Source organism: Pantoea sp. AS-PWVM4 (assembly GCF_000468095.1).
In the GTDB taxonomy this organism is placed as follows: Bacteria; Pseudomonadota; Gammaproteobacteria; order Enterobacterales; family Enterobacteriaceae; genus Pantoea; species Pantoea phytobeneficialis.
Window position 1 is genome coordinate 441,234 of record NZ_ASZC01000002.1, and the last position, 15,273, is coordinate 456,506.

The 15,273-nt window shown below is 54.0% G+C and carries 16 protein-coding genes and 2 tRNA genes; 7 read left to right on the top strand and 11 right to left on the bottom strand.

Going from position 1 to position 15,273, the window contains the following annotated elements; genetic code table 11:
• Window positions 1-164 precede the first annotated feature (164 nt).
• Window positions 165-764, top strand: a complete 600-nt coding sequence (locus L579_RS02160; RefSeq protein ID WP_021182645.1) for a TfoX/Sxy family DNA transformation protein — start codon at window positions 165-167, stop codon at window positions 762-764.
• Window positions 765-771: 7 nt separating this feature from the next.
• Here the strand turns inward: L579_RS02160 and yccS are convergent, their stop codons facing one another.
• Window positions 772-2,910 carry a YccS family putative transporter gene (yccS, locus tag L579_RS02165; RefSeq protein WP_021182646.1) on the bottom strand — a complete coding sequence of 713 codons (2,139 nt, stop codon included), beginning with the start codon at window positions 2,908-2,910 and terminating at the stop codon, window positions 772-774.
• 9 nt (window positions 2,911-2,919) lie between these two features.
• Complete coding sequence (locus tag L579_RS02170; RefSeq protein WP_021182647.1) at window positions 2,920-3,363, bottom strand: YccF domain-containing protein; 444 nt, start codon at window positions 3,361-3,363, stop codon at window positions 2,920-2,922.
• Between the two features lie 123 nt (window positions 3,364-3,486).
• Here L579_RS02170 and helD point away from each other — a divergent pair, with 123 nt between their 5' ends.
• Entirely contained in the window at window positions 3,487-5,541 is a 2,055-nt protein-coding gene (helD, locus tag L579_RS02175) for a DNA helicase IV (protein WP_021182648.1), read from the top strand.
• 4 nt (window positions 5,542-5,545) lie between these two features.
• Here the strand turns inward: helD and mgsA are convergent, their stop codons facing one another.
• Together mgsA and L579_RS02185 are read right to left on the bottom strand one after the other, a co-directional pair.
• Window positions 5,546-6,007: a methylglyoxal synthase gene (gene mgsA / locus L579_RS02180; RefSeq protein ID WP_021182649.1), complete on the bottom strand. Its 462-nt coding sequence runs from the start codon at window positions 6,005-6,007 to the stop codon at window positions 5,546-5,548.
• A 68-nt stretch (window positions 6,008-6,075) separates the two neighbouring features.
• Entirely contained in the window at window positions 6,076-6,714 is a 639-nt protein-coding gene (locus tag L579_RS02185) for a YccT family protein (RefSeq protein WP_021182650.1), read from the bottom strand.
• Window positions 6,715-6,890: 176 nt separating this feature from the next.
• Between L579_RS02185 and L579_RS02190 the strand changes: the two genes are divergently transcribed.
• On the top strand, window positions 6,891-7,313 hold the full coding sequence (locus L579_RS02190) for a CoA-binding protein (protein ID WP_021182651.1): 423 nt from the start codon (window positions 6,891-6,893) through the stop codon (window positions 7,311-7,313).
• A 32-nt stretch (window positions 7,314-7,345) separates the two neighbouring features.
• On the opposite strand, the gene hspQ is transcribed toward L579_RS02190, so the two are convergent.
• Together hspQ and rlmI are read right to left on the bottom strand one after the other, a co-directional pair.
• The gene (hspQ, locus tag L579_RS02195; RefSeq protein ID WP_021182652.1) at window positions 7,346-7,663 is read right to left on the bottom strand and encodes a heat shock protein HspQ; all 318 of its coding nucleotides are present in this window, start codon (window positions 7,661-7,663) and stop codon (window positions 7,346-7,348) included.
• 59 nt (window positions 7,664-7,722) lie between these two features.
• Window positions 7,723-8,913: a 23S rRNA (cytosine(1962)-C(5))-methyltransferase RlmI gene (rlmI, locus tag L579_RS02200; protein ID WP_021182653.1), complete on the bottom strand. Its 1,191-nt coding sequence runs from the start codon at window positions 8,911-8,913 to the stop codon at window positions 7,723-7,725.
• 85 nt (window positions 8,914-8,998) lie between these two features.
• On the opposite strand from rlmI, the gene yccX reads away from it, so the two are divergent.
• Window positions 8,999-9,277 carry an acylphosphatase gene (gene yccX / locus L579_RS02205; protein WP_021182654.1) on the top strand — a complete coding sequence of 93 codons (279 nt, stop codon included), beginning with the start codon at window positions 8,999-9,001 and terminating at the stop codon, window positions 9,275-9,277.
• On the opposite strand, the gene tusE is transcribed toward yccX, so the two are convergent.
• Together tusE and yccA are read right to left on the bottom strand one after the other, a co-directional pair.
• A complete protein-coding gene (tusE, locus tag L579_RS02210; RefSeq protein ID WP_021182655.1) occupies window positions 9,278-9,604 on the bottom strand; it encodes a sulfurtransferase TusE in 327 nt (108 codons plus the stop codon). It abuts the gene before it with no gap.
• Between the two features lie 100 nt (window positions 9,605-9,704).
• On the bottom strand, window positions 9,705-10,361 hold the full coding sequence (yccA, locus tag L579_RS02215) for an FtsH protease modulator YccA (RefSeq protein WP_021182656.1): 657 nt from the start codon (window positions 10,359-10,361) through the stop codon (window positions 9,705-9,707).
• A 224-nt stretch (window positions 10,362-10,585) separates the two neighbouring features.
• Here yccA and L579_RS02220 point away from each other — a divergent pair.
• From L579_RS02220 to agp, 3 genes are all read left to right on the top strand, one after another.
• Window positions 10,586-10,673 (top strand) — tRNA-Ser (locus L579_RS02220).
• Between the two features lie 35 nt (window positions 10,674-10,708).
• Window positions 10,709-10,796, top strand: a tRNA-Ser gene (locus L579_RS02225).
• A gap of 256 nt (window positions 10,797-11,052) precedes the next feature.
• Window positions 11,053-12,654, top strand: a complete 1,602-nt coding sequence (gene agp / locus L579_RS02230; RefSeq protein ID WP_021182657.1) for a bifunctional glucose-1-phosphatase/inositol phosphatase — start codon at window positions 11,053-11,055, stop codon at window positions 12,652-12,654.
• Window positions 12,655-12,704: 50 nt separating this feature from the next.
• Here the strand turns inward: agp and L579_RS02235 are convergent, their stop codons facing one another.
• The 3 genes from L579_RS02235 to wrbA are packed head-to-tail and all read right to left on the bottom strand — an operon-like array spanning window position 12,705 to window position 14,983.
• On the bottom strand, window positions 12,705-14,078 hold the full coding sequence (locus tag L579_RS02235; protein ID WP_021182658.1) for an NAD-dependent succinate-semialdehyde dehydrogenase: 1,374 nt from the start codon (window positions 14,076-14,078) through the stop codon (window positions 12,705-12,707).
• Window positions 14,079-14,132: 54 nt separating this feature from the next.
• Window positions 14,133-14,363 (bottom strand): YccJ family protein, encoded by a 231-nt coding sequence (locus tag L579_RS02240; protein WP_013508568.1) that lies wholly within the window; start codon window positions 14,361-14,363, stop codon window positions 14,133-14,135.
• Window positions 14,364-14,383: 20 nt separating this feature from the next.
• The gene (gene wrbA, locus L579_RS02245) at window positions 14,384-14,983 is read right to left on the bottom strand and encodes an NAD(P)H:quinone oxidoreductase (RefSeq protein WP_021182659.1); all 600 of its coding nucleotides are present in this window, start codon (window positions 14,981-14,983) and stop codon (window positions 14,384-14,386) included.
• Window positions 14,984-15,273 lie beyond the last annotated feature (290 nt).

Consider the following 15,273-nt stretch of genomic DNA (forward strand, 5'->3'; position numbering starts at 1 on the left):
TCAACCTCAATTTCTGAAAACGTCTCGCAAAATCGGACAAATTTTCACCTCGAATGCATTTATTCATTGAACAGCTGGAACGTTTTCAATATCTTCTAACCTGATGAATACATGAAGTATTTATTAGGACAGTTCTGGTAAAAGGAATTCAGGAAGGTATCAGGATGAAAAAATCTCACCCAATCGTCGAACAATCGAAAGCACAATTAGCCGCGCTAGGCGAAATTGAATCCCGCACGCAGTTTGGTGGTTATACGCTCTCAGTGGAAAAGGTTGTCTTTGCGTTTATCAATGAAGATGCGCTCTATCTACGTGCCTGTGAAGCGGTGACGACCTATGCGACGCAATGCCCGATGGAGCCGCTGATTTACAGTAAACGCGGTATACCGGTGACACTGAGTTATTACAAAGTCGACAAACGTCTTTGGCAGGAACCGGAACAGTTAATGCGGCTATCCTCTGGGGCGCTACACGCTGCGCGTGAGGAGTTGCAAACCCGTTATGTCTCACTGCGGCTGAAGGATTTGCCCAATCTCAGCCTGCGTATGGAAATGATGCTACATAAGGTCGGCATCTGCTCGGTCAAACATCTGTGTGAAACAGGTGCCAAGAAAAGTTGGCTGAAACTTCGCACCATCAATAAGCATATCGGCCTGAAGACGCTGCTGGCTCTCGAGGGAGCGATTTCGGGCCATCACGAGGCGGCATTGCCTCGTGAGGTCCGGGAGGAGTTATGCGCGTGGTATCAAAAAACGCTCCGCTAACAGCGGTTCAATCTGCTGCGAGGGTGCGGCGTAGGCGCGCAATTTCAGGTAACAGCGCAATTAATAATCCCAACTGCTGCAAAACTAACGGAGCTTGCGTCTCCGGGCTGGATTTCATTTCCGCCACTCGATGCAGCAGGGTCTGCTGCATCTGCGTTGCCTCAGCATCGCTGACGCGTTCAATTTGCAAAACATCATCAACAAAGCACACCGCATCATCCAGCAACGTTAATAGTCGGGTGTCATTTAACCTGACCCGATGAGCGCCCAGCGCGGATATATAGCTGAGAAAGGAGTGATTCAGACAAAGTAACCGAAAGGCGTTTTCACGTAATGATTGCTGATGACGTGCTTCATTGCTCATATTTGACACAACTGAGGCCAGTTCGGCATCGGCATTGTGCGCATCTCGCCGCGCAACACGATAAGCCAGACGATTATCCTTGCCCTGATGATATTGCTCCATAATGGCATCAAGGTAGCGGCAGTTGGCATTGAGCGTACGTTCGGCTACCGCAGGCAACTGGCGGAAGCGCCAGTCTGGCCAGACGAAAGCGACAGCAAGCCAGGCTAAGCCACACCCCAGCAACGTATCCACCACACGCGGCAGGGCGACTTCAAAACCCTCGCCCAACAGATTGAAGCAGAGGAGCACCAGCAGGGTAATGAAGAGCGTTGCCTGAGCATATTGTATCTGGCGAAACGCGAAGAACAGCACACCACTGAGCACAATCAATACCAGCTGTCCTTCGATGGAAGGCACCAGCCAGAGCACCGGTAAACCGATGGCAATCCCTGCCAGCGTCCCGCCAATACGCAACGCCAGTCGCCGTCGGGTGGCATTATAATTCGGCTGACAGACAAACAGGCTGGTAAGCAAAATCCAATAGCCGCGATGTACACCGGTGATCTGGATAAATCCGTAGCCGATGCACAACACCAATGACATTCTTACGGCATGGCGGAACAGGGCGGAGGTTGGCGTGAGATGCCGGCTAATGCGCAGCCGAATATCCGCCCAACCGCCTGGTCCATCATTGGAAAGATTATCGTCGCTGGATGGGGCAGGTTGTGCCAGTTTCTGTTCCGATTCGATCGATGTCAGTTGGGCATCTATGGCGCGCAAATTACGCAGCAGCCAGAATAACGCACGAATATGGGCGTCGTCCGGGGCATTTTGTTGCAAGCGTTCCAGTGCGGTTTCCAGCCGCTCAAAGGCGCGTTCGACATGGGTGTCATGATGCCAGGGCTGACGCAAAAAAATGGCTTCCGCTAACTGTCGGCATGCCTGTGCCTGCATATTCAGCAGTCGCTGGAAGCGAAAAAGCACCTCGTTATAGCGCCAGTCATCGCGCAGTTGATGATATTGCAGGTGGGAGGAACTGGCCCGTTCATGAATATCCTGCGCCACAAAATAGTAATGCAGGCTGCGGCGGGTGCTGCGTGAACCCCGGTCGCCGCGTAACCGGCTTTGGATAGTGCTTTTCGTCAGATTAAGTTGGGCGACTAACTGGCTATTCACCATTGCGGTGGCAATCAGGTTGGCATCATCCTGCTCACCGCCATCGGGATCGAACAAGTTGGCTTTTGCATCCAGATAACGCGCTAACTGAGAAAAGCTGGCCGCCAATTGCTCCTGAACCGGGCGCACCGGAAACATCACATGCCCCACCAGGGTCAGCAGGTTGTACCACAAGGCCCCCACCAGCAGCAGCGTTGGTTGCATCCACCACTGTGGAAACAAACCTACGCCGAGCATGGTATACACCGCGATAAGCAATGCACCAAAGGCGATAGTGGCATAACGCTGCCCGAGAGCACCCAACAGAATAAATCCCCAGGTTGAGAGCGCCAGGCCGAGGACGAATGCCCAGGGGTGGGGAAACAGTAATTCGACGGATACCGATGCGATACAAAAGCAGATCAACGTAATCAATAGATTGCGCAGGCGGCCTGCCAGACGATCGTCAAGATCGGCCAATGCAGCGGCAACCACGCCGAGGGTGAGGGGGATCGTCCACTCAATTTGCTGTAACCACCACGGAACGGCGGCACAACCGGCAAGGGCGAAAAAAATGCGCAGCAAATAGCGCAAGCTGCTGTTAAACAGATAACGGCGCCAGCCGGGTAAGGCTTCAGGCATCATGGCATAGTCTCAGTAACGGCGACGAGCGTTGGCTTCCCGCGCCGCCTGCGCTTCTTCAACTGAAACAACGCGTCGTCCCACGGGCCACAGGGCAATGGCGGCAATCTTGAAATTAGCAATGCCAACAGGAATCCCGATGATAGTCAGGCACTGCACGATACCCGCAGAGATGTGCATCAGGCACAGCCACCAGCCGAAAAACACCAGCCAGAAGAGGTTAAGAAAAGTGCCTCCGGCGTTCATCACCTGATTTTTACTGTCCGGTCGCAGTACATCGACATGAACCGCTTCGTTGCCAAATGGCAGCAGCGAGAGTTTAGTGATCTCCCAGCAGGAACGCGTCAATGGCAATGTGAAGATGAGAACGATGCTGACCAGCGTAGCCAGTAACCAGCTCAGGGTGGTGAAAACGCCACCCAGTACAAAGTTGAGAATGTTGAGCACGGTGCGCATAACACGATTTTCCTTTTGCAATCCGCAATATGTGTTGCCCAGTTTAGCCTGTTTTAAGGCTGGAGCGCCAAGTGTCTGACAGGTAAACTGCGCGATAATCCTCTTGCTGAACACGGTGCGGACATGGAACTGAAAGCAACATCAATGGGTAAACGTCTGGCTCAGCACCCTTATAATCGCGTACGTCTGCTGGAAGCCGGAGTGGAAGTCAGCGGCGATCGTCACGAATACCTGATCCCTTTCAATCAATTATTGGATATCGCCTGTAAGCGTGGGTTGGTGTGGGGCGAGCTGGAATTTTTGCTGCCAGACGAGAAAGTGGTGCGGTTGCACGGCACGGAATGGCAGGAAACGCAGCGCTTTTTTCATTACCTGCAACAAGCCTGGCAGCAATGGAGCCAGGAGATGAGCGAGGTTTGTGTCGGGGTGCTGACCGGGTTACAGCAGGAGATTTTCGCGTTTACCAGCCAGGACCGTTGGCTAAAGCGAAGCGAACTCCAGACGGTAAAAGAAAACATTGCCAGGCAGTTCTCTGCCTTACCGTTACCGCTATCACGGCTGGACAAGTTCGAGAATTGCCGCGAATTGTGGCAGTTCTGTCAGCAATGGATGAGTCAGGGTGAAACGGCGATTCGCCAGCGCAACCGTGAGTGGACAGCAAAAATCTTGCAGGAGTACCAGACCTTTTTCTCCACGGTTGAAACGACGCCGCTCAATCCTTCGCAGTGTGAGGCGGTGGTGAATGGTGAAGACGCGTTACTGGTGTTAGCCGGGGCGGGAAGTGGAAAAACGTCGGTGCTGGTGGCGCGTGCTGGCTGGTTGTTGCAGCGTAAACTGGCGCAGCCGGAGCAGATTCTGCTGCTGGCATTTGGGCGTCAGGCGGCAGACGAGATGAACGATCGCATCCAGTCGCGGCTGGGTGAAAGCGCGATTCAGGCGCGCACTTTTCACGCGCTGGCGCTGCATATTATTCGTGAAGGCAGCAATAAACAGCCTGTCATCAGTAAACTGGAAAGCGACAGCAAAGCCCGTCGTCAGTTGTTAATTGAGAGCTGGCGTGAACAATGCAGCAGCAAAAAGGCGCAGGCCAGTGGTTGGCGTCAGTGGTTGCAGGAAGAACTGGAGTGGGACGTTGCCGAAGGGCCATTTTGGCAGGATGATAAACTGGCACAGCGTTTGGCGTCCCGTCTGGAGCGCTGGCTGGGGTTGATGCGTATGCATGGCGGTGCACAGGCCGCCATGATCGCCGATGTACCTGAGGAGCAACGCGATCAATTTAGCAAACGCGTTAAGTTGATGGCACCGATCCTGAAAGCCTGGAAAAGTGCGTTAAAAGACGAGGGCGCGGTCGATTTTTCCGGCCTGATTCATCAGGCAATCGCTATTCTGGATAAGGGACGCTTTATCAGTCCGTGGAAGCATATTCTGGTGGATGAGTTTCAGGATATCTCACCGCAGCGTGCCGCCTTGCTGACCGCACTGCGCCAACAAAATAAGCGAACCTCACTGTTTGCTGTCGGTGACGATTGGCAAGCCATCTATCGTTTTAGCGGTGCAGAGATGAGTCTGACTACCGCCTTCCATCACTATTTTGGCGAAGGTGATCGCTGTGTGTTGGATACCACCTACCGATTCAATGATCGCATCGGTGAGATCGCCAACCGATTCGTGCAACAAAATCCACATCAGCTGCGCAAGCCACTGAATAGCCTGACTAAAGGCAATAAAAAATCGGTGATATTGCTGGCGCAGGAACAACTTGAAGCCTTACTCGATAAGTTGAGTGGTTATGTGAAACCCGATGAGCGGGTGCTGCTGCTGGCACGCTACCATCACCTGCGGCCTGAGGTGCTGGATAAAGCCAAAACCCGTTGGCCGAAGCTGCATCTGGATTTCATGACCATCCATGCCAGCAAGGGGCAGCAGGCCGATTTTGTTATTGTGCTGGGCCTGCATGAAGGCCGTGATGGTTTCCCGGCTGCCGCACGCGAGTCGATCATGGAACAGGGATTGTTACCGCAACCAGAAGCGTTCCCGGATGCGGAAGAACGCCGCCTGGCGTATGTGGCGCTGACGCGTGCACGTCAGCAAGTTTGGTTATTGTTCGATAAGGAACGGCCTTCCGTGTTTGTCGATCATTTCCGCGATTTAGGCGTACCGCAGAGCAGGAAGGCCTGAGGCATTACGACTTCAGGCGTTCAGCCAGGTAACGCGGATAATCAGGGATCTGAATCTCGACTTCGCTGGCAAACAGCGGTGACTGGATCAGGAAATCTGCGGTGGAACGGTTGGTGGCAACCGGAATGTTCCATACTGTTGCCAGACGCAGCAGCGCTTTGACATCCGGGTCGTGCGGCACGGCATTGAGCGGATCCCAGAAGAAGAACAGCACATCAATTTTCCCTTCGGAAATCAATGCGCCTACCTGCTGGTCGCCGCCCATTGGGCCGCTCAGCATAGCGTTCACCTCAAGGCCGGTGTGGCGATTGATCAAATTACCGGTGGTGCCGGTGGCATATAATACATGCGACTGTAGTGCGCTTTGGTTCTTCTGGACCCAGTCCAACAGCGAGGCTTTGCAATGATCGTGGGCAACGAGGGCAATGTGTTTCTGAATATTGAGGGTACGAACGGTCTGCTCCATAGGGCTTCCTGACTCTTCTCGGGCTAGGTTAAGTGATGCTCGAGTTTACCCCTGGCATTTCGTTCCTATCAACTTGCGCGTAAGGTTTTCATCCAACTAAGAAAACGCAGACGGGTGGCCGCATCGAAACGTTCAAACCACCGTTGTAGTGAGGGCAGGTCGCTGGCTTCCTGCCAGGCGAAATCGGCGTTCAACTGGACATCTGGCGTACTGCTGGTTTGCACGGCAAAACGGGGGACGGATGCGGCCTGACCATTGCGATTATAATTCAACATGGCCTGTTCAAGATCGCCTCCCGACGGCATGGGCAGGTGGTCACGGATGCTGGCAATCTCTTTGCCCTGTTCATCAATTAGCTGAAAATTGAGAGATTTATCGAATGCATGGCGTTCGCGGCGGCTGTCCAGGGCAGGCAGGCGGATAGCCACGGTTTTGCCACTGGCGGTAAAGGTCACAATCATCGGGACAGATTGATAATGTGGGCCATTGTTTGAAGCAGAGGTCGGTGCTTTATCAACCCGAAACAGGAATTGATGTTGACCGCGATCCAGCTCCAGACCATCGGCCCCTTTCAGCAGAGAGCCCGAAATTTTGCGCCCATCCAGCACCAGAAGATCGATCTCCGGATCAAGTTTCAAGGTTATGGCATGGCAGGATGCTGAGACGAGCAAGATAAACAGACTCGTCGCAGCCAAAAACAGCTTCATTTCAACTCCCGTAAGCTGGGCGCAAATCAGTGATGTGTAGCAAATTATTACATTATGGCAGTAAATTTACATTTTAACATATTTATTCGTGCTGCCGCGCAAAGTTTTCTGACGCGGGGGTTGCGTGGTGTAACCTGATGCCATCTACACTCAGGCGAGTGAAAAAGGAGAGAGGCATGAACGATCAAACCATTCGTGATGTTTTGACGCGCACCAAACGTATTGCGCTGGTTGGCGCCAGCGATCGTCCCGATCGTCCCAGCTATGGCGTGATGAAGTTTTTGCTCGATCAGGGTTATGAGGTGGTGCCGGTGAGTCCGAAGCTGGCCGGGCAACAACTGTTGGGACAAACTGCCTACGCGACTCTCGCTGACATCCCGGGTCCGGTGGATATGGTGGATGTGTTTCGTAATGCCGAAGCGGCATGGGGGATCGCGCAGGAAGCCATCGCCATCGGCGCGAAGACGTTGTGGCTACAACTGGGCGTGATCAATGAACAGGCGGCGGTACTGGCGCAGGATGCGGGGTTGACGGTGGTCATGGATCGATGCCCGAAGATTGAGATACCACGGCTCGGGCTATCGCAGCCGGTGCACTAAAACAAACGGCGACCGAGGGTCGCCGTTTTTGATCAATGACGCAGGCGTGGTGCCTGAAGCTGCTGTCGGATTGACGCGGCCAGCTCATCCATCGAGGGTTGTTCTGGATGTTCGAAAGATGTTTCACCGGACAGCTGAATTTCGGCAACGTAAGTGTGGACCTGTTCACCGTCCTCATCTTCCATCACCACATGATACCAGGGTGCAGCGCGTAACTTCTCGGCAGCCCCGACTTCTTCGAGCTTAGGTTCTTCCAGCGAATACTCCGGATCAACATCCACAATCACGCCAAGCACCCCGGAGAGACGATGCCGGACCTGCTGTCCAATTCCAAACTTACTGGCAATCATAGTGACCTCCCAAAATACTGCCCTGCGTCAGATATGGAGGCAGGGGCAGAATTTTCAAGTCACAGTACGCGGCAAGCGAAACCTTTCAGATAAAGCCCTTCAGGATAGCTGGCAATCACGGGATGATCGGCTGCCTGACGGAACTGTTCTACAAATTGTACATCACGCCCCGCATCGACGGCGGCATCGGCGATAATCTTCTGGAACAGATCGGTTGCCATCAGGCCGGAGCAGGAGAACGTCATCAGAATCCCGTTGGGATTCAACAGCTGCATCGCCAGCATATTGATATCTTTATAACCACGGCAGGCACCCGCCAGCTGATTCTTGTTCTCAACAAATTTCGGTGGGTCCATCACGATAACATCAAACTTTTCACCGCTGTCACGGTAGCGACGCAGCAATTTGAACACGTCATCACGTAAGAATTGGGCACGGGATACATCCAGACCGTTAAGTTCCACATTCTGTTTGGCAACATCCAGCGCGTCCTGAGAGGTATCTACGCTGATTACCTCACGGCAACCGCCCATCAATGCTGAGACGGCAAAGCCGCCGGTATAGGAGAAACAGTTCAGCACGCGGGCATTTTCGGCATAGCGGCGCGTAGCAAAGCGGCTGTCACGCTGGTCAAGGTAATAACCGGTTTTGTGGCCGCCCTGGATATCCACCAACAACTTCATGCCGTGTTCAGTAATCGGCAGCAGTGGCGGTGGCAGCTCGCCAGTGACCGGCCCCTGTGTCAGCTCCAGACCTTCTTTTTTACGTACCGCCACATCGGAACGATCGTAAATCGCACACTGCGGGAAACATTGTTGCAGGGCGGAGATGATCGCCGGGCGCTGATATTCAGCACCGGCAGACAGCAACTGAAGCACCAGGAAATTGCCGAAACGGTCAATGGTGACGCCAGGCATACCATCAGACTCACCCGCAATCAGACGGTAGCTATCCAGCCCGTCACGTTGCGCCAGCCAGGCACGCCATTGCTGCGCCTGGGTGAGACGGCGAACAAAGAAGGCAATGTCGATTGACTCATCCTGTTGCCAGCTCCAGACGCGCGCCCGAATTTGTGATTGCGGAGAATAAGCGGCACGAGCCAGCCATTTGCCATTGCTGTCGCAGACATCAATGGTTTCCCCTGATTGGGCTTTGCCTTCCATACGGGCAACAGCACCAGAAAAAACCCAGGGATGACGGCGGAGCAGGGATTTTTCACGTCCCTTAGTGAGAATCAATCGAACAGTCATAGTTTGCTATGCTTACCTGAAAAAATGAGGCGTCATTTTCCGGTGGATGGCGGCAAAATGCAATGAACAGTGAGGGGAGAGGATAATGGCCATAACCTGCTTCAAAATCTGGGTTCATGGTCTGGTGCAGGGGGTTGGTTTTCGTTATAGCACCCAGGCACAGGCCAGAGAGTTGGATGTAAAAGGTTATGCACGTAACCTGAACGATGGCAGCGTAGAGGTGTTGGCATGGGGGGAGGAACCCCAGGTGAACGCATTGATTACGTGGTTAAAGGCCGGTGGCCCGCGCAGCGCGCGCGTGGAAAAAGTGCTGGTGGAACCGCATCAACCGACAGAAGCCCCCAGCCGCTTTACCACCGGGTGATTACAAACACTTCGCTGGTTTTGGTAATCCGGCAATTTTCGTTGCCTGTTTAGCCGGGCCTTCCGGGAACAAACGAAACAGATAACGGCTGTTGCCTTTCTCCTCGCCATATTTCTGCGCCATCGCTTTGACCAGCATACGGATCGCTGGCGAGGTATTAAATTCAAGATAAAACGCCCGGACAAAATGGACCACTTCCCAGTGCGCCTCACTTAGGGTGATGGCTTCGGTAGCGGCAATGGCTTCCGCCAGGGGTTCGCTCCAGTCGGCGCTGTTTTTCAGATAGCCTTCCGCATCGGTGGCAATCTCTTTACCGGCAAAAATCACGGTGACTCCTCAGATTCAGTTTGCGCATATTGTAGGGCGGCGTAGCCAGAAAAAGCAAAACCCCGCCGAAGCGGGGTTTTCATTTACGGCCGGCCTGAGATTAGTCGCGGCTGGCAAAGCCCAGCAAACTGAGCAGGCTGACAAAGATGTTATACAGCGAGACATACAGGCTGACGGTGGCACGGATGTAGTTCGTTTCGCCGCCGTGGATGATGTTACTGGTCTCCCACAAGATGGCTCCGGCAGAGAACAGAATAAACAATGCACTGATGGCCAGGTGCAGAGCCGGTAATTGCAGGAAAATATTCGCCACAACCGCGACCAGCAGCACCACAAAGCCAGCCATCATCATGCCGCCGAGGAATGACATATCGCGACGGGTAGTCAACACATAAGCTGAGCAGCAGAAGAACACCAGCGCAGTTCCTCCCAGCGCCATACCAATCACGTCGCCCATTCCTGCCGACAGGAACGAGTTAAGGATTGGGCCAAGGCAGTAGCCGAGGAAGCCGGTAAAGGCAAAAGCGGCCAGAATACCGGTTGGGCTGTTCGCCAGGCGATAGGTCAGAAACATCAACCCATAAAAGCCGACCAGCATCAGAATCAGCCCCGGAGAGGGCAGGGCAAAGACGGTGCTCAGCGTGGCGGTCAGCGCGGAAAACGCCAGCGTCAGGCCAAGTAAGAAGTAAGTATTACGCAGCACTTTATGTGTGCTGATTAGCGACTGCCGCTGCGACGAGGCAATAATTCTATCCATCATGCGCTCCTTTAATTGAAAGAACACTAAATATGCCAAGAAGAATACGCAGCGCTACCGGGGCAGAAAAGGCGTTTTACCCTTCTTTACGCGATAAATTGCTGTTTCCCTGAGCGGAATGGCGATTATGACGCCGATTAAATAGTTTTTGGCTGTTTTTCAGGCGAATGAATCACTCCAGGCTTTACATCTTTCAGGGGGATGTTTATAGTGCGCGTCATTGCGGAGGGGTGGCCGAGCGGCTTAAGGCAGCGGTCTTGAAAACCGCCGATGGGAAACCATCCGAGAGTTCGAATCTCTCCTCCTCCGCCACTTAACTCACTCAGAGTTAAGTAACTGCTTTATCCGGAGGGATGGCCGAGTGGCTTAAGGCAGCGGTCTTGAAAACCGCCGATGGGAAACCATCCGAGAGTTCGAATCTCTCTTCCTCCGCCAAATTAAAGAAGCCCGCAGCGATGCGGGCTTTTTGCTTTTCTGCTTCAGAGATTCCGAAAAACATCCCGTTGCTTTTCAATCTGCTGCCTCAGTCCACCGGCAGCCCCCATGTCTGCTATAGTCCATTCACGGTTTTTGCAAACATCTGGCGATTTTCCCAGGCAAGCTGGGTTACACTGTGGGGCATTTCGCTCTGTGGCCGAGCTAATCGTTTGAATGCCAGAGTGTTTCACTGATGAATTATGGAATAGGCACAATGATCAAGAAACTGAGTCTTTGCGCGTTGTCAGTCATCGCTGCGTTACCGATGTGCATGGCAGCGCAGGCTGCAGAAGGGGACATGCAGCTCCAGCAGGTACTGATGCTGAGCCGTCACAATCTGCGCGCCCCGCTGGCGAACAATGGCAGCGTTCTGGAGCAATCAACCAAGAAAAGCTGGCCACAATGGGATGTACCTGGTGGGCAGCTCACCACTAAAGGTGGTGTGCTGGAAGTCTACATGGGTAATTACACCCGTCAGTGGCTGGCACAGCAGGGTCTGGTTGAAAACGGCACCTGCCCGGACAGCAACAATGTCTTTGTCTACGCTAACAGCCTGCAACGTACCGTGGCGACCGCCCAATTCTTTGTTAATGGTGCCTTCCCTGGATGTGATATCGCGGTGACGCATCAGGACGCTATGGGCACCATGGACCCGGTGTTTAACCCGGTCGTGACCGATGGTAGCGACGATTTCAACAAGAAAGCGCTGGCGGCGATGACCGCAGCCAACGAGAAGCTGGCGTTGAAACCGGCATACCAGCAGTTGGAAAAAATTGTCGATTACAAATCGGCACCGGCCTGCAACGGCAAGAAACAGTGTGATTTGAGCAGCGGGCAGAACACCTTTAGCGCTGATAACGGTAAAGAACCGAACGTCAGTGGTCCGCTGAAAGTGGGCAACTCGTTGGTTGATGCCTTCACGCTGCAATACTATGAAGGCTTCCCGCTGGACCAGGTGGCCTGGGGCCAAATCAAAACCCCTGAACAGTGGAAAGCGCTGGCTGCCATTAAAAACGGTTACCAGGATGCGTTATTCGCCTCACCTGAAGTGGCGCGTGAAGTGGCGGCTCCACTGGTGGATTACATCCGTAGCCAGTTGATCGATCAGGACAAAGCCAACGCGCCAAAAGTCACGCTGATGGTGGGACATGATTCGAATATCGCTTCGCTGCTCAGTGCGCTACAGGTCAAACCCTATGAACTGCCGGGCAATGATGAGAAAACACCGATTGGTGGCCAGGTGGTGTTTGAGCGCTGGCACGATGCGAAAAACAACAAAGATTTGTTGAAGGTTGAATACGTTTATCAGACCAGCGATCAGTTGCGCAATGCCGACGTACTGAGCCTGAAGAATCCGCCTAAACGTGTCACGCTGCAACTGGCGGGTTGTGATGCTGATGCCAACGGTTATTGCAGCTGGGATCAGTTCGCCGGTGTGCTGAACAATGCTTTGCAGGGTACGCCGTTGCAGCCAGCCGCACCTGAGCCTGCTGCTCAGCCAGCGCAACCGGAACCGGCTGCGACTAACGATGATGCGCAGGTGCAAGCGGATCAGGCGGCGGCCGATCAGGCAGCAGCGGATAAAGCGGCAGCAGACAAAGCCGCTGCGCAGAAAGCGGCTGATGCGAAAGCAGCAGAAGACAAAGTGAAAGCTGACAAAGCGGCTGAAGCAAAGGCGAAAGCCGAGAAAGCCACTGCGCAGAAAGCGGCGGAAGAGAAAGCGAAAGCCGATGCAGCGGCGGCAGAAAAGGCGAAAGCTGATGTCCCGGCCAAAACGGACAAGAGCAACGCAGCTACAGCACCGGCTAGTAACTAACAATGCGATAAAACCAACACCCCGCTCCCGCAGCGGGGTTTTTTATGCCCTTAACTTGCCACCACCACCAGTTTCTGATTGGCAAACTCTTTCAGCCCGAGGTCGGACAGCTCACGTCCATAGCCTGAACGTTTTACCCCACCGAACGGCAATTCTGCGGCCGTGTCGCTTTGTGAGTTGATAAATACCATGCCAGTTTCAATCTGCGACGCCATCTTACGTCCGCGTGCGATATCCCGTGTCCACACCGATCCACCCAGACCATAGTGCGAGTCGTTTGCCAGCGCGACGGCAGCACTGTCACTTGCCACCACATAGACTTGGGCTACCGGGCCAAAAAATTCCTGATAATAGGCCGGGTTGTCAGGTGTCAGACCGGTGAGAATGGTTGGCTGAAAGTAACATCCCACGCCGTCAATCGGTCGTCCGCCGCACTCCACGCGCGCGCCATGCTGTACCGCATCCTCAACCTGCTTAATCAGCCGATCGCGCGCATCACGCGACGATAGGGGACCCAGCGTGGTTTTCTCATCCAGCGGATCACCCACGACTGCGGATTGTAATGCGGCGCTGAACTTCGCCATAAACTGCCCGGCCACCTTTTCATGCACGATAAAACGTTTCGCGGCAGTACACACCTGGCCGCAGTTGCTCAGACGGGCCTGCGCGCCCTGGCGCACCGCCTCATCGAGGTCGGCATCATCCAGCACCACAAACACATCGTTACCGCCCAGTTCCAGCGTCGATTTCTTCAGATATTTTCCCGCCTGTTGCGCGACGGCACTGCCCGCGCGCTCTGAACCGGTGAGCGCTACCCCCTGTACCCGATGATCAGCGATCAACTCGGCAACCTGTTCATTGGAGATGAACAAATTGGTCCATGCTCCCTGGGGAGCGCCCGCCTCCAGTACCAGTTTTTCGAACGCATCCGCGCAGTGCGGGACGATGGGGGCGTGTTTAGCCAGCACCGGGTTACCGAGTGCCAGATTCGGTGCCAGTACGCGCATCAACTGGTAATAAGGGAAATTCCACGGTTCTACTGCCACGATCACGCCGACAGGATGGTATTCCAGCCACGCATCCCCCACGTCGCTGGGATAGGCTCGCGGCTGGAGCAGGGTGGCGGCGTGTTCTGCGTAATAGCGGGCGATTTGCGCACAAATTTTTACTTCACCCCGGCTTTGACCAATCAGCTTACCCATCTCCTGGCTGGCAATGGTTGCCAGTTGCTCAACGTTGGCATCAATCAGCTCCGCCAGACGTGTCAGCACCTGTAATCGCGGTTGCATATCTCCTTTGCACCAGTCGGAATGGTAAAGACGATCGGCGGTTTCCAGTGCCTGCTGCATCCGGGCGTCGTCATGCGAGGGCCAGGTTTTCAGCAGTTGGTTATTGGCTGGATTGATACTTTGATAGGAAGACATACAACGCTCCTTGGTCAATTAAAATGACAAAGGCGGGACTGGCCCGCCTGAGATTCAAATGTTTTTACGCTCGACCGTCTTATCGTCCCACGTCAGAACGTCTTGATCGGTCTTATCAAAGGCGCGAAATAGCACTTCATCGCTGCCCTGCTGACGCCAGATTTCTTCTGCCAGACGCTCGTCATAGTTAGCGACCTCAAATATCGCTTCGGCGATTTCGGTCGAGGTGTGGCGCAAGGTGGCCCATTCGCCCACATGGTGAGCTTTAGACTGTTCTGTTGCCATAAAGGTCTCCTGTTGTGGATTTATCCTTTCAGTTTTACCGCCAGACCGGCGACATGTTCGCCCTGAAAACGGGCGATATCGAGCTCCTCCGCAGAAGGCTGGCGCGATCCGTCGCCCCCTGCAATGGTGGTGGCACCGTAAGGCGTGCCGCCGCGCACATGGGAGATATCGAAAAGTTCTTTGGTGCCATAGCCGATGGGGACAATCACCATGCCGTGGTGGGCGAGGGTGGTCCAGACTGAGGTGATGGTTTGCTCCTGACCGCCGCCGGTGCCGGTAGAGGCAAAGACGCTGGCGATTTTGCCGTACAGCGCCCCTGACGCCCACAATCCGCCGGTACGATCGAGAAAGTTACGCATTTGTCCCGCCATGTTCCCGAAGCGCGTGGGCGTGCCGAGAATAATGGCATCATATTGCGGTAAATCTTCGGGGGTTGCTTCAGGCGCGGCCTGATGTACTTTTCCGCCGACCTGCGCAAAGCGCTCGGCATCCATGGTTTCCGGTACGCGCAGGATGGTGACCTCTGCGCCGCTAACCCGACGCGCACCCTCCGCAACTACCTGCGCCATAGTTTCAATATGTCCATACATGGAGTAATAAAGCACCAGAATTTTCGCCATCTTCTTCCTTCCTGTGGGTTTGAACACACGATCTGAAGTATAGAAGAGCCTGCGTGACCTGCTGCTCAGCAATTTGCGAGGGAAAACTACGGCTTCGCTTAATCCTCCGCTAAGCGTTTGTTGAATGGCGTAAAATGCCAACTTAGGTTAAAAAATGAGAGGAATATGTGTTTCAAAGTATAAATATTCACCATAAACGTAACGCCATTGGCTATTCTTTGTACGGGTGGTACGGAAAGCGTGCCACCTTGCTTTTCACCCCGTGCATGTGAAAAGTCCTGACCACTGAT